This is a genomic window from Saccharibacillus sacchari DSM 19268, from assembly GCF_000585395.1.
GTDB classification, from domain to species: domain Bacteria; phylum Bacillota; class Bacilli; order Paenibacillales; family Paenibacillaceae; genus Saccharibacillus; species Saccharibacillus sacchari.
Window position 1 is genome coordinate 2,480,017 of record NZ_KK073875.1, and the last position, 14,296, is coordinate 2,494,312.

Here is a 14,296-nt window from a genome sequence, read left to right on the forward strand (position 1 = left end):
TCAAGTCCGCTCGACTTGCATGTATTAGGCATGCCGCCAGCGTTCGTCCTGAGCCAGGATCAAACTCTCCATTAAGGTGGCGACCGAAGTCGCCGTTTAAAAGAAAGCACGATGTGCTCGTTTAAAACGTTGGCGATTCTTGACGAATCAAGAATCTTATATTCTCACGATGATCTTCATCATCGCGACTCACTTACTGTTCAGTTTTCAAGGAGCAAACCGTGTTTCTCGTTTCTGCCGTCCAGCGTTTCGCTCGCAGCAGCAACTCTTATATATTAGCACGTTCGTTTTCGTTTTGCAAGTCTTTTTTGAAATCTTTTTTTCAGCTTCGTTTGAAGCTTTCTTTTCGATCTCCTGTTGACTCGCTCACTTGTTCGAACCGCACCGGCGCTCTCTCAAGGCCGTTCCTAGAATATATCATGCGGGTATGCAGATAGCAAGCATTTTTTTAATAAAAACCGCTTTTTCATAAAAAAAGGCCCCTGATTGCTCAGGAAGCCTCATTATAGGGCTTTATAACACTTCAAGGATGAATAATTTGCGTTCCTGAATCAAGTTGATGATCTCTCCATTAATAGAAACAATCGGCCTTGTCGGCTGGTGAGCATCGGCATAAACGATCTCGCCCATCTTGCGGTTACTCAGCTTAACCCGAGTGCCGAGTGACAATTGCGTGGTGTGCTTGATCAAGGTACGTACAATCGCAGGGTCCAGCTTCCCGAAGGAATCCTGCTCCAATTGCTCGAGTACCAGGTAAGGCGACGTGGAGCCCTGATAGCGCCGATCAAGCGTCATCGCATGGAAGATGTCGGCTACGGCTACGATTTTCGCGTAGATGTGCAGTTTCTCTCCTGTTGATCCGAATGGGTATCCGCTACCGTCGACACGCTCATGATGCTGCAAAGCTGCCAGCAGAACGCCTTCTTGCAATGCCGTTGCATTTTTCAGGATTTGATAGCCGTACGTTGTATGGTTGTTCATCTCTGCTTTTTCTTCCGGACCGAGCTGATCGGGTTTATGCAGGATGTTCGGCGGAATTTTGACTTTGCCGATATCATGCAGCAGTCCGGCCAATGCGACTTGAATCCAGTTTTTCTGCGGAATATCGAGCCAGCGTGCAAGCATATATGAAGTCAGCGCACATAATACGGCGTGATGGTACACATAATCGTGCTTGTCCGGCATACGCGGAGTAAAGCCGAGAATACGGTATCCCTGAATCTGATCGATCAGTTTCTCCAGCTGTGCCCGCCATTGGAAAATCGGCATCTCCATGGCCAGTACAGAAGGAAATCCTGTTTTAATTAAAGCCACCAGTTGCTCGTATTCTTCGATAAAGCTTTGTTCCCTGCGACTAGGAACATTTCGGCCCGCTTCAATATTTTGAGTTGCGGAGGTCTTGCCATTTTGTTCTGAAGCTGTCTTCTCGCTGTCCCCTGCGACGCCCTGAAGCTCTACGTAGTCAATCATAAACGCTTGCAAAACCTCTAAATCTTTCGGGAGCAGTACTCTTCCTTTTTGAAAAAGTAGATTGCCTTTATCCGTATAAACATTGGCTACGATTCTTTTACCTGCTTCAAGCTCGCTCACGGGTGTACTCACCATGGCATTCCACCTCCTCTATTGCGGTCGTTCGGGTTTTCCGAATTGAATATTCGTCCTGACTACAGGCTTTTCCGCCTGCTGCGGATTCAGCGTGGCAGCCAGCAATATTCGTTTGCTTGTTGCCGTATACCGCTTGCTTACCAATTCGATTATATGCCGTGATACCAAGCGCAACAATACCAAAAATATCCGAAATCGGTCTTACGCCCAATCTTTTATCAAAAAGGAGGTTTTTACACAAAAAAGGAGGTTCCAAAGAACCTCCTTCCTGCATTTTTAACGATATCAATTATTCGGCGGACTCTTCATCGGTCTCAGGCGCGTTTTTCGTACCTTCATCCGAAGTCGTCGCTTCTGCTTGTCCTTCGACGAATTCGCCTTCAACCAATTCATCTTCATCGACTTCTTCGCTCTTATCGATCCGGCACACGGTCGCTACCGCTTCGTCTTCGCGAATATTGATCAATTTGACGCCTTGCGCATAACGACCCATCGAAGAAATGCCGTCCATGCTCGTACGAATCAGAGTGCCGCCATTTGTGATAATCATCAGATCCTCTTCCGATTTCACGACCTTCAAGCTGGCAACCGGTCCGTTTTTATCCGTGACGTTGATGGTTTTGATCCCTTTACCGCCACGGGTCTGAACCCGGTACTCGCTAATCGGCGTACGTTTACCATAACCTTTGCCGGTTACGATCAGTACTTCGCGGTCAGGCTTCACGACGTCCATGCCGATTACGATATCCTCGTCTTCGAGCGCAATACCTTTGACGCCGGTAGCGCCTCGTCCCATCGAACGAACATTGCTTTCTTTGAAACGAATCGACAGGCCCGAAGCCGTACCCATGATGATCTCCTGCTCGCCGTCCGTCAGCTTGGCTCCGATCAGCGAATCGTCTTCGCGCAGCGTGATCGCGATCAGACCGCCTTTGCGGATGTTGCCATAATCGGTCAGCGGCGTCTTTTTCACGATGCCCCGGCAAGTCGCGAAGAACAGGAAGCGGTCTTCTTTGAACTCGTTTACCGGTATAACGGCATTGATGGATTCGCCTTGCTCGATCTGGATCAAGTTGATAACGGGCGTTCCCCGTGCCGTACGGCTGAGTTCCGGAATTTCGTAAGCTTTGATCCGGTATACTTTGCCGCGGTCCGTAAAGAACAGCAGGTGATTATGGGAGTTGGTTGCGAAAAGATGCTCGACAAAGTCTTCGTCCTTCGTGCCCATGCCCATAACGCCGCGTCCACCGCGCTTCTGGCTGCGATAGGTGCTTGCAGGCAGACGCTTGATATAACCGGTGTGGGAAATGGTGATGACCACTTCTTCCTGCGGAATCAAGTCTTCGTCCAGAATGCTGTCTTCGCCGATCGTGATCTCCGAACGACGTTCGTCCGCATAACGCTCCTTGATATCGTTCAGCTCGTCGCTAATGATTTGAAGCAGCAGCGCCTCGTCGGCGAGAATCGCTTTGTATTCACTGATTCTGGCCAGCAGCTCATTGTACTCGGCTTCGATCTTCTCGCGTTCCAGACCGGTCAGGCGTTGCAGACGCATATCGAGAATGGCCTGGGTCTGCTCCTGGCTCAGCGAGAATCGCTCAGTCAGTTGTTCGCGCGCAGCATCAGCCGTTTGCGAACCGCGGATGATCGCGATCACCTCGTCCAGATGATCAAGCGCTTTGCGCAGACCTTCCAAAATATGAGCGCGGGCTTCGGCCTTTTTCAGGTCAAACTCGGTCCGGCGGCGTACGACTACTTTCTGGTGCTCCAGATAGTGGTACAGCACTTCTTTCAGATTGAGGGTCTTCGGCTCGTTGTTCACGATCGCCAGCATGTTCACGCCGAACGTCGACTGCATCGCCGTATGACGGTACAAGTTGTTCAGCACGACGCTCGGGTTCACGTCGCGACGAAGCTCGACCACGATACGCATACCGTTACGGTCGGATTCATCGCGCAGATCGGTAATGCCGTCCAGACGCTTCTCACGTACCAGTTCAGCAATCTTTTCTACCAGACGGGCTTTATTGACCTGGTAAGGAATCTCCGTTACGATAATTCGCGCTTTGTTGCCGAATTCTTCGATCTCGGCTTTGGCGCGCATCGTGATCGAACCGCGGCCCGTCTGATACGCTTGGCGAATGCCCGAACGTCCCAGGATATATCCGGCAGTCGGGAAGTCGGGTCCTTGAATATATTCCATCAAATCGAGCGGCGTGAGATCCGGGTCTTGGATCAGAGCCTGCACGCCATCGATGACTTCGCCCAGATTATGCGGGGGAATGTTCGTTGCCATACCCACCGCGATCCCCGATACGCCGTTGACCAACAAGTTCGGATAACGGGCCGGCAGCACGACAGGTTCGCGTTCTTCTCCATCATAGTTATCTTGAAAATCGATCGTTTCTTTGTTGATATCGCGCAGCATCTCCATAGCAAGCTTCGATAAACGAGCTTCCGTGTAACGCATTGCGGCCGCACCGTCACCGTCAACGGAACCGAAGTTGCCGTGACCATTAACAAGCATGTAGCGCATCGAAAAATCTTGCGCCATACGTACCATCGTTTCGTATACGGCAGAGTCACCGTGAGGGTGATACTTACCGATAACTTCGCCGACGATTCTCGCTGACTTTTTGTGGGGCTTATCCGGCGACATGCCCAGTTCCGACATTGCGTATAAGACGCGACGGTGAACCGGCTTCAATCCGTCCCGGACATCGGGCAGCGCGCGGCTGACGATAATACTCATTGCGTAGTCCATAAAGGATTCTTGCATCTCTACGCTTATATCCCGGTCTACGACCTGCGATTTTTGTTCTTCCGCCATGACGGCCTCCTTCTATCTTGGATACCACATCGGTACCTGCATAAGCATGAGGTTCATTCTTTTGATTGTATTTGAAAATAAATCTTGAAAACACCTTCCAAATGCCCGAAATCCGGGGCTTCCACATCCTTATTATTATACCATTAATCCAAACAAATGTCCGTATTTTATGGTGGAAAAGCGCCTTGAAACTAAAAAGAAAAGGCGAACCCGAAGCGGGCCGCCTCTTCTGAAAATCGTGCCCTTTCAGCGGAAACGAACTTTCGTTAAATATCCAGGTTTTTCACGTAACGCGCATGTTCGTTGATGAAGTCGCGGCGCGGTTCGACGTTGTCGCCCATCAGCGTATCGAACATCGTATCGGCAAGCATCGCGTCGCCGATCGAGACTTGCAGCATCGTGCGAGAATCCGGATCCATCGTCGTTTCCCACAGCTGTCCCGCGTTCATCTCGCCCAGGCCTTTATAGCGCTGCACGTTGACTTTCGCGCCTTCGCCGAAGCTTGCGATCATCTCGTCGCGTTCTTTTTCGCTGCCGGCATACAAAACCGTTTTGTTGCGTTCGACTTTGAATAACGGCGGCTGCGCGATATAGACGTAGCCCGCTTCAATGATCTGGCGCATGTAGCGATAGAAGAACGTCAGCAGCAGCGTGCGAATATGCGCGCCGTCGACGTCGGCATCGGTCATGATGACGACTTTGTGGTAACGGGCCTTCGAGATATCGAAGTCTTCCCCGATCCCTGTACCGATTGCGGTAATGATCGCGCGAATTTCCGTACTCGACAAAATGCGGTCCAAACGAGCCTTTTCCACGTTCAGGATCTTACCGCGAATCGGCAAGATCGCTTGGAAATGACGGTCGCGTCCTTGTTTGGCCGAACCGCCGGCGGAGTCCCCTTCGACGATATACATTTCGCAGAGCGAAGCATCCTTGGAGGAGCAGTCCGCCAGCTTGCCCGGCAAGGCACTAACTTCGAGCACGCTCTTGCGTCGAGTCAGTTCGCGTGCGCGCTTGGCAGCTTCGCGCGCTCTCGAAGCTTGCAGCGCTTTGTCGAGAATGCGACGAGCGGCAGCCGGATTCTCGTTCATGAAGTCCGTCAGCTTTTCCGAGAACAGGGACTCGACGATGCCGCGAACTTCGCTGTTGCCCAGCTTGGTCTTCGTCTGACCTTCGAATTGCGGTTCCGGGATTTTGACCGAAATGATCGCCGTTAATCCTTCGCGCACGTCGTCGCCCGTCAGATTGCCGTTCGCATCCTTGATCACACCCGCTTTTCGAGCGTAATCGTTGATGATCCGAGTCAAAGCGCTCTTGAAGCCCGATTCGTGCGTACCGCCTTCGTGCGTATGGATATTATTCGCGAACGAATAAATATTTTCGTTGTAGCCGTCGTTGTACTGGATCGCGATCTCGACAGCGATCATATCGCGCTGTCCTTCCACGTAGATCGGTTGTTCTTGAATCACTTCTTTGTTCTCGTTCAGGAACGCGACATATTCGCTGATTCCGCCTTCGTAGTGGAACGAGGAATTTTCACCCGTACGCTCATCCAGCAACGAGAGCGTGATCCCTTTGTTCAAGAAAGCCAGCTCGCGAATTCTTTTCAGCAACGTCGGATAGATAAAGACCGTCGTTTCCGTGAAAATCTGCGGGTCCGGTTGGAAAGTCGTCGTCGTGCCGGTATCTTCCTCGTCCGTCTCGCCGATAATGCGCAGATCGTATTGAGGGGCTCCGTAACGATACTCCTGTTCGTAGATCTTGCCATCGCGTCTGACCTTGACGACAACCTTTTCCGACAGCGCGTTGACGACGGATACGCCGACGCCGTGCAGGCCGCCGGAAACTTTATATCCGCCGCCGCCGAATTTGCCGCCTGCATGCAGAACGGTCATAACGACTTCAAGGGCGGGACGCTTCAGCTTCGGATGTTCGCCAACCGGGATGCCCCGGCCGTTATCGATCACCGTAACGCTGTTGTTCTCGTGCACGATTACCTGAATATGATCGCAGTAGCCGGCGAGCGCTTCGTCGATACTGTTGTCCACGACTTCCCACACCAAGTGGTGAAGGCCTCTTTCGCTTGTGGAACCGATGTACATACCCGGCCGTTTGCGTACCGCTTCAAGTCCTTCGAGAACCTGTATCTGACTGGCATCATATGATTGTTGATCCATTGACATGCTTCGTTCACCCACTCCTGTAAGTTGTGAAATTGTGAGAAAAGAATACGAAACGCCCGCTCCCGGAGCTAAAATCAGCTACAGCGGGAAGGGCGGCGTATCCATGCGTTGACTGCGCTCGATATGAAAATTTCGCTTGGCTTGCAAGAGCAAATCCTCAGAATCGATTCAGTCGACGCAATCGAAAAAGGAATCGCTATAAACCGGACGATCCGGCGTTATAGGCCCGACACGAAAGACTTCGAACGCTTTTTGAGCGTTGCGGAAGAGATCGGCGAGTAATAAACGACAGACTTGGTAACGACGATCGACTTGGCTTCCTCTTCGCCGATTGTTTCCACCACTTTGTTTTCTTTCGCGGCGTTGACAAACTGCTTGGAGATGCGCGAAGACTTTTCGATCGAAACGTCGAAGATGGCGACCAGTTCCGAAGAACGGATGATTTTCTCGCCGCCGAGATGGATATACATAAGAACTCGAAGCCTCCTTGAGAACGCCTTTAGGATTCGACATGCCCTTCGCTGACCTGATAAATATGTGCGCCCTGCAGCTTCTCCGCATGAATCGTTTCGATTCCCGTTGCGGTAATGAAAGTCTGCACCCGGCTCTGGAACGTCTCGATCAGCTGGGTCTGTCGGTACGGATCGAGTTCGGACAATACGTCGTCGAGCAGAAGGATCGGATATTCGCCGATTTCTTCATGGATAAGTTCGATCTCTGCCAGTTTCAGCGAGAGCGCAGTCGTTCGCTGTTGACCTTGAGAACCGAAGTTATGCACCTCTTTTTCGTTGATGAAAAAGCTGAGGTCGTCCCGATGGGGCCCGGCAAGGGTCGTTCCCCGACGGATTTCCTGTTCGCGCACTTGTGATAATTTTATCATAAATTGTTCCAATAAGACAGCTTCATCTTCCTCCTCGGCTTCGCCGAACGAAGGGACATAACGCAGAACGAGCTGTTCCTTGCCGCCAGTTATCCCCTTGTGGATATCTTCTGCCCAGACTTGGAGCTTGCGGATAAATCGCTTGCGGCGTCGCACGATATTAGCTCCGTGCTCGGCCAATTGTTCATTCCAAATTTCCATCATGACCGGGTCCGGCGTTTTACCGTACGATTGCTTCAGCATGTTGTTGCGTTGCAGCAGAACTTTTTGATACTGCTGGAGGTGGAACAGATAACTCGGCTGAACCTGACCGATCTCCATATCGAGAAAACGCCGACGGATGCCCGGCGTGCCTTTGACGATCTCTAAATCTTCGGGAGCGAACATCACCGCGTTCAGCGTGCCGATAAAGTCGCTCAGCTTACGCTGCTCCAGGCCGTTGATCTTCGCTTTTTTTCCTTTGGGCGAAAGAGAGAGTTCGAGGTGGACGTTCCCGTATTTTTTCTCTACATGACAGCTTGCATAAGCGGCATCTTGGCCGAATGCGATCAGCTCGCGATCTTTGGACGTACGGTGCGATTTGGTCAGTGCGAGAACAAACAAGGACTCCAGCATATTCGTTTTCCCCTGGGCGTTCCGGCCGATCATCAGGTTCACGCTGCCGAAGTTTTCCAGTTTCAATTCGTCATAGTTGCGGTAATTTTTGAGTGCGATGTCTCTAACTTGCACGTGATTTCAATGCCTCCTGTGCGCCCGCCGCAAAATGAAGACGAGGCCGCATTTGCATCCTGCAAAGCCGCCCCGTCTGCTGTGGATTGTGGATAACCCGCTTTTTGCGGATGGTGTACGCTGCTCGTATTTGCCGCCGCCAAGCGAGGAAAACCCTTAGGCTTCCCGGATGACTTTGTAGGTGCCTTCGCCGTCGACTTCGACGGTATCGCCCGGATATAGTTTGCGGCCGCGGCGCTCTTCGCTTTCGCCGTTGACCTTGATCAAGCCTTCGGCGATCAGCATTTTGGCGCTGCCTCCGGTGGAGATGCAGTCGGCAAGTTTCAAAAAGGTATCCAGCTTGATGTATTCGGTTCGGATGGAGACTTCATTCATCGGTTTTATCTTCCTTTCGGGGGAGGTCCTGAGGAAAAGGCTCTGCGGCTGCGGGGAAGTTCCGTTACGATCGCTGTTTCCCTCGGGAAGAAGGATTGGATTTTAAAGTGGAATCTTCCCGAGGTCAAAGGCGATACATAGCATATGCTTCCGAAGTGCATTTCTTCGAAATGCTTCAGCTTCTTCACTGGAACTTCCCCTGCGCCTTCGGCCTTTTCTTCAGGACTGGGTATCTGTATTTTAGAGATCAGTTCGTCGTGCGGTAAGGCAGGATGATGTAGAGGCTGTTGCTCTCGTCGGTCGGTTCGATGATGATCGGGCTCATGACGCCGGTGAAGCGGATTGTCAGCTGTTCGCTTTCGATGACTTTTAGGACGTCGAGCATGTATTTGGAGTTGAATGACAGGCGAAGTTGTTCGCCTTCGAATTCGGCTAACTGAATTTCTTCTTGCACGCGGCCCAGTTCGGTCGAGCTGGACGAGATTTCGATGCCGCCTTGTTCCAACGTCTGCATGCGAACGATGTTCGTTTTTTCTTCGCGGGACAACAGGTAGGCGCGGTCGATCGACTCGCTCAGGTTTTTGGTGTCGAGCAGAAGTCTTGTTTTGTGGCTCGACGGAATGATTTTCGACGTGTCCGGGTACAGGCCGTCCAGGATGCGCGAGTAGAACAAGACGCGATCGACTTTGAACAGGACCTGGTTGTCGGCTACGACGATATCGACCAAAGTGTTTTGATCCGGAATGATTTTGCTCAGTTCGTTCAGCGTTTTGCCGGAAATGACGATGTTGTTGAACTCGAGCTCTTCTGCGCCTTCGAGTCGAACGGTACGCGTCGCCAGGCGGTGACGGTCGGTTGCGACGAATTTGAGCTGTCCTTCTTTCAAACTCCACATCACGCCGGTCAGAATCGGAGTCGTCTCCTGGGTCGAAATGGAGAACACCGTTTGGCGGATCATATGACGCAGCAGATCGCCGGGTACGGAAAGCACGCGGTTTTCTTCAATGCTCGGCAGTACCGGGAATTCTTCAGGATCCAAACCTACGAGCTGAATATCGGTTGCGCCCGCACGGATAAAGGTCTGAAACCCGCTCCCTACTTCCATCTCGATTTCCGAGGTTGGAAGTTTTTTGATGATTTCCACGAAAAACTTGGCCGGAAGCACGACGCTGCCCACTTTTTCTACGGTCACAACGGTTTTATTGCCTTCTTCTGCCGGAATGAAGGATTGGATCGAAATGTCCGTATCGCTCGCTGTTAACGTTACGCCGTGATAGGCCACGTCGAATTTGATCCCGCCGAGAATCGGAATCGTGGTTCGGCTGGAAATGGCTTTGGACACATGTTGAATAGCTTCGCTGAGGTGGGATTTGGAAATGCTGATTTTCATCTCGTCACTCCTGTAATAGATAATATATTCTTTAAGATCTTTATAGTAAAAGTAGTAGGGGCACTGAATATGTGGATAAACTGAGAAAAGACCCGAAAAACATAACAAACTAAGCCTATCCACATGTGTATAAGTTGTGCATAGGCTTTTTGTTTATTCAGGAAGGATTTTTTATTTTCTCAGTCAGGCTGTGGACAACTTTCGAGAGTTCTTGGTCCACTTTCAACGAGTGCGTGATCTTTTCATGCGCGTGAATGACCGTCGTATGGTCGCGTCCGCCGAATGCTTCGCCGATCTTGGGCAGCGAGTAGTCGGTCAGTTCGCGAGAGAGATACATGGCGACTTGGCGCGGGAAAGCAATGGCTTTCGTCCGTTTTCTCGCTTTAAAATCTTCCATTTTCAAATTATAGTACTCGCCGACCCGCTGCTGGATGTCCTGGATCGTGATGATCCGCGGCCGGCTGGACGGAATAATGTCCTTCAGCGCTTCGGCTGCCAGATGGGCGGTCACGTCCTGATTGGTCAACGACGAATAAGCCACAACGCGAATCAGCGCGCCTTCAAGCTCGCGAATGTTGGTATCGATCTGATTCGCAATGTACATCATCGCTTCATTCGGCACGTCAAGCTTCTCCGCACGTGCTTTTTTCCGCAAAATCGCGATCCGCGTTTCCAAATCCGGCGGCTGGATGTCGGTAATCAATCCCCATTCGAACCTCGAACGCAGACGTTCTTCCAGGGTCGGGATCTCCTTCGGAGGCCGGTCGCTGGAAATAATGATCTGTTTGCTCTCCTCATGCAGCGCATTGAACGTATGGAAGAACTCTTCTTGCGTCGACTCTTTTCCCGCAATGAACTGAATATCGTCGATCAGCAGAATATCGATATTGCGATACTTATTCCGGAAGCTTTCGCCGCGGTTGTCGCGGATCGAGTTGATGAACTCGTTCGTAAACTTCTCCGAAGAGATATAAACGACGCGGCTGCTCGGATTATGCTGCAAAATGTAGTGGCCGATCGCGTGCATCAAGTGTGTTTTTCCGAGCCCTACTCCCCCGTACAGAAACAAAGGGTTGTAGGCTTTTGCCGGCGCCTCGGCGACGGCGAGCGATGCCGCATGCGCGAAACGGTTACCCGAGCCGATGACGAACGTGTCGAACGTGTATTTGGGATTGAGCATATTGGCGTTCGCTTCGACGTTAACTTGAACCGGAGCAGGCGGCGGAGTCGATTGTTTTTGAAGCGACTCTTCTTCGTGTCCGGGTTCTTCAATGACAAATTTAACCGTGACGCTGCGTCCGAGGACGTCAAAAGCGACCTGCGCCACCAGTTTGGTATATCGGCTTTCCAACCATTCCACGGCAAAAGTCGTCGGCGCCGATACGGTCAGCGCTCCGTTGGTGAGGTGAATGACCTGTGTGGCTTTGAACCAGGTATCGAAGCTGGGTTTGCTCAGCTTCGTTTGGATGATCGATAGAATTTGTTGCCACAATTGAGCGGTATGGCTGTCCACAAACTGTCACTCCTTTAAAAATCGTACGATGTGGCTTGAGCCGGAGCGTCCGCCGAGAGTTTTCGGGATTGCAGGTTGTCTTCAAACGACTCATTCGAATCTGATTCTTCACTTCCGCCGCCGCGCCCACTCAGGCCGGAAGCCGATCAAGAAGCGGAGCTCGCGAAACGAGGAGCGTAACGAAGACGAAACCCAGGGAAGCCGAGAGAGGTTATCCCCACGATCCATAATTATGGGAACAAAAAAAGAAGGATAAACAGGACTTGTTCACAACGTTATCCACAGACTGTTGATAATATAGAGGCTAAAACCGAATATTCACACCGAAAAGTAATCTAATCATAGCAAAAGAAGCCGTTCATTTCAACGGTTCATGCTATTTTATCCACAAAACCAATACCTTGTGCATAAAACATATCCACACCACTAGATATTGTTCATAACGTGTTTAAAATTGACCTGTGAATAAAATAGCTCTCCAAAAATATACACAGGCCAAAAGGCAATACGGTGGAAAAGTGGGTTACGCAAAAACGTGTCTTTCGCAAGGTTGCCAGGTTGGGTGAAAAACGAGACTGTGGATAACCTTGAGAACATCCAAAACCCGAATTCGAATCCCCGATTGCGAAAAACCCGAAGTTCGAGAGGGTGAAGGTCGAGGTGAAGGATCGAAAAAAGGACAACGCCGAAAAAGAGGGAGCAACGAATAATCACGATTTTCAAAAAGGGGAAGAGGAAGCAAATCATTCGGGCCCGCGAATAGGCCGAGCCGTTCTTGGATCGCCAGCGAATGTATTCCGGCGCTGGCCGGCAATCGAGCGCAGTCCAGCGCGATCCGGCAGACTTCATTTGTTTAAAAGGCCGGAACGGCGCCATTTCCAGCCGGTTCAAACCAAGTTAGCAATACGAGGAATATTGCTTGCGAAATTGCCTTTCCTTATATATAAGCATTCCAAGCCTGTTTTTTTCGTTAAAAAAGAGGGAGGATTACGAAGAAGTTTACTTGACTTTGCTGGAAACGCATGATTAAATGATAAAAGGCATGTTCTGCGAGAAGAAGAACGAATGTGTGTAATTATATTGGTTTAGCATATTGCAAAACCTGTACTACCCGTAAAAGGAGGTGCTATTGTAATGGGTCCTACTTTCAAACCTAACACCCGCAAGCGCAAAAAGGTGCACGGATTCCGTAAAAGAATGAGCACGAAAAACGGCCGCAAGGTGCTGGCTGCTCGTCGTCTCAAAGGCAGAAAAGTGCTGAGCGCGTAAGCTTGGGCACATGAGCGAAGACCACCTGGAGGTGGTCTTTTTTCTTAATAAAGGGGACGCGAGAAAAGGTGCAAAAAAAGCTACGATTACGGAACCGTGCCGAGTTTACCCGCGTATACCGTCACGGCAAGTCTTTCGCGAACCGGCAGCTGGTCCTGTATTGGTTTCACAAACGGGATGTCGATCAGTTTCGCATGGGCGTGTCGGTCAGTAAAAAGGTAGGCAATGCGGTTGTCCGCAACCGGATACGCCGTTTAATGAAGGAAATCGTTAGGCATCATGCCGACGAAATCGCGGATCATGTCGATCTCGTGTTCATTATTCGAAAAGGCGCAGTCGACATGGATTACAAGGAGTTGGAGAAGAGCGTGCTGCACGTGCTTCGCAAATCCTTATTGCTCAAGCGTAAAGGTCGGCAAGACCGGCCGGGGGAGACCTCGAAGTGAAGCGCTTTTTTGCGTTTCAAATGAAGGGCTAATTATGGTATGATTTTCACAACTGCAAGCGGTTTGCCCGATGCGGGAGGAAGTCCTGCGGGAGTGCAGGTACATGAAGGTTAAGAGAGGGGTTATCTAGTGTCTCATTTGTTCAAACGCAGAGGCAAGTGGGTGATGGTTATCGCCGCTGTTCTGCTGATTGCCGTCCTTGCGGGCTGTACGCCGGCCACAACGCTGCATACGACGGAAGACTTGAAAAACAGCGGCAGCTTCTGGCAGAGTAACGTCGTCTACTGGTTTGCGCTGGCGCTTGATTCGTTCGCGGAATGGTTCGGCGGCGAATACGGCCTGGCCGTCCTGCTGCTCGTACTCATCGTGCGTACGCTGATCCTGCCACTGACAATCAAATCCGTCAAGAGCTCGAAAGCCATGCAGGCGATCCAACCGGAAATGCAGAAGCTGAGAGAACAATTCAAGGACGATCCGCAACGCATGCAGCAGGAGCAAATGCGCCTGTTCCAAGAGAACAAGGTGAATCCGGCCGCAGGCTGTCTGCCTTTGATTATTCAGATGCCGATCTTTATCGCGCTGTATAATGCGATCATTTATAACAGTGACTTGGCGCAACATTCCTTCCTCTGGATGGAACTTGGCAAACCAGACATTCCGTTGACGTTGTTTGCGGCAGCTACGACGTTCTTGCAAACCTGGTTGATGATGCGTCAAAACCCGGCGCAACAACAAGGACCGATGAAGTTCATGTTGTTCGTTTATCCGGTACTGATCTTCTTCATGGGTTATCAATTCCCGTCCGCCCTCCCGCTCTACTGGGCAATGAGTAACGTATACACGATCGTGCAAAACTTCTTCCTGTACCGCAACAAAGATTCGAAAGCAGCAGCGGTTATCGCTCAACAAGGCGGAGCAAAGCCTGCTGGCAAAACTAGCACTTCCGGCGGCGGCGTAAGCTTGTCCAAAGGCGCGGGCCCGGTATCGAGCCGCAAAAAGAAAAAGAAAAAACGTTAAGTTTACAAAGATCGAAGATAGCTGAATAACGAGCGTGTGCAAAAGACGAAGCGTAACAT

13 protein-coding genes are annotated in these 14,296 nt (G+C 50.9%); 4 read left to right on the forward strand and 9 right to left on the reverse strand.

Translation table 11 applies throughout. From position 1 onward, the window contains the following. Positions 1-513 precede the first annotated feature (513 nt). The 9 genes from SACSAC_RS10630 to dnaA all read right to left on the reverse strand — a co-directional run bounded on the left by SACSAC_RS10630 (position 514) and on the right by dnaA (position 11,505). Positions 514-1,605: an HD-GYP domain-containing protein gene (locus SACSAC_RS10630; protein ID WP_037286077.1), complete on the reverse strand. Its 1,092-nt coding sequence runs from the start codon at positions 1,603-1,605 to the stop codon at positions 514-516. After that, a complete protein-coding gene (locus SACSAC_RS10635; protein ID WP_037286079.1) occupies positions 1,577-1,861 on the reverse strand; it encodes a hypothetical protein in 285 nt (94 codons plus the stop codon). Before SACSAC_RS10635 ends, SACSAC_RS10630 begins: the two co-directional genes overlap by 29 nt. A 33-nt stretch (positions 1,862-1,894) precedes the next feature. Then, positions 1,895-4,435 (reverse strand): DNA gyrase subunit A, encoded by a 2,541-nt coding sequence (gene gyrA, locus SACSAC_RS10640; RefSeq protein ID WP_037286082.1) that lies wholly within the window; start codon positions 4,433-4,435, stop codon positions 1,895-1,897. 266 nt (positions 4,436-4,701) lie between these two features. After that, entirely contained in the window at positions 4,702-6,618 is a 1,917-nt protein-coding gene (gene gyrB, locus SACSAC_RS10645) for a DNA topoisomerase (ATP-hydrolyzing) subunit B (RefSeq protein WP_037286084.1), read from the reverse strand. A gap of 218 nt (positions 6,619-6,836) precedes the next feature. Further along, positions 6,837-7,088, reverse strand: a complete 252-nt coding sequence (gene remB / locus SACSAC_RS10650; protein WP_037286086.1) for an extracellular matrix regulator RemB — start codon at positions 7,086-7,088, stop codon at positions 6,837-6,839. A 29-nt stretch (positions 7,089-7,117) separates the two neighbouring features. Continuing rightward, on the reverse strand, positions 7,118-8,227 hold the full coding sequence (gene recF, locus SACSAC_RS10655) for a DNA replication/repair protein RecF (RefSeq protein WP_037286088.1): 1,110 nt from the start codon (positions 8,225-8,227) through the stop codon (positions 7,118-7,120). Positions 8,228-8,383: 156 nt separating this feature from the next. After that, positions 8,384-8,602, reverse strand: a complete 219-nt coding sequence (gene yaaA, locus SACSAC_RS10660; RefSeq protein WP_037286090.1) for a S4 domain-containing protein YaaA — start codon at positions 8,600-8,602, stop codon at positions 8,384-8,386. A gap of 247 nt (positions 8,603-8,849) precedes the next feature. Continuing rightward, positions 8,850-9,992, reverse strand: a complete 1,143-nt coding sequence (gene dnaN / locus SACSAC_RS10665) for a DNA polymerase III subunit beta (protein ID WP_037286092.1) — start codon at positions 9,990-9,992, stop codon at positions 8,850-8,852. Between the two features lie 157 nt (positions 9,993-10,149). Beyond that, on the reverse strand, positions 10,150-11,505 hold the full coding sequence (dnaA, locus tag SACSAC_RS10670) for a chromosomal replication initiator protein DnaA (protein ID WP_037286093.1): 1,356 nt from the start codon (positions 11,503-11,505) through the stop codon (positions 10,150-10,152). Between the two features lie 660 nt (positions 11,506-12,165). On the opposite strand from dnaA, the gene SACSAC_RS27985 reads away from it, so the two are divergent. The 4 genes from SACSAC_RS27985 (at position 12,166) to SACSAC_RS10690 (ending at position 14,237) form a co-directional block, all read left to right on the forward strand. Further along, entirely contained in the window at positions 12,166-12,531 is a 366-nt protein-coding gene (locus SACSAC_RS27985) for a hypothetical protein (protein WP_156950988.1), read from the forward strand. Positions 12,532-12,639: 108 nt separating this feature from the next. Next, positions 12,640-12,774: a 50S ribosomal protein L34 gene (gene rpmH, locus SACSAC_RS10680; RefSeq protein ID WP_018976936.1), complete on the forward strand. Its 135-nt coding sequence runs from the start codon at positions 12,640-12,642 to the stop codon at positions 12,772-12,774. Between the two features lie 68 nt (positions 12,775-12,842). Next, a complete protein-coding gene (rnpA, locus tag SACSAC_RS10685; protein WP_037286100.1) occupies positions 12,843-13,220 on the forward strand; it encodes a ribonuclease P protein component in 378 nt (125 codons plus the stop codon). A gap of 129 nt (positions 13,221-13,349) precedes the next feature. After that, positions 13,350-14,237, forward strand: a complete 888-nt coding sequence (locus tag SACSAC_RS10690; RefSeq protein ID WP_037286102.1) for a YidC/Oxa1 family membrane protein insertase — start codon at positions 13,350-13,352, stop codon at positions 14,235-14,237. The last annotated feature ends 59 nt before the right edge of the window (positions 14,238-14,296 follow it).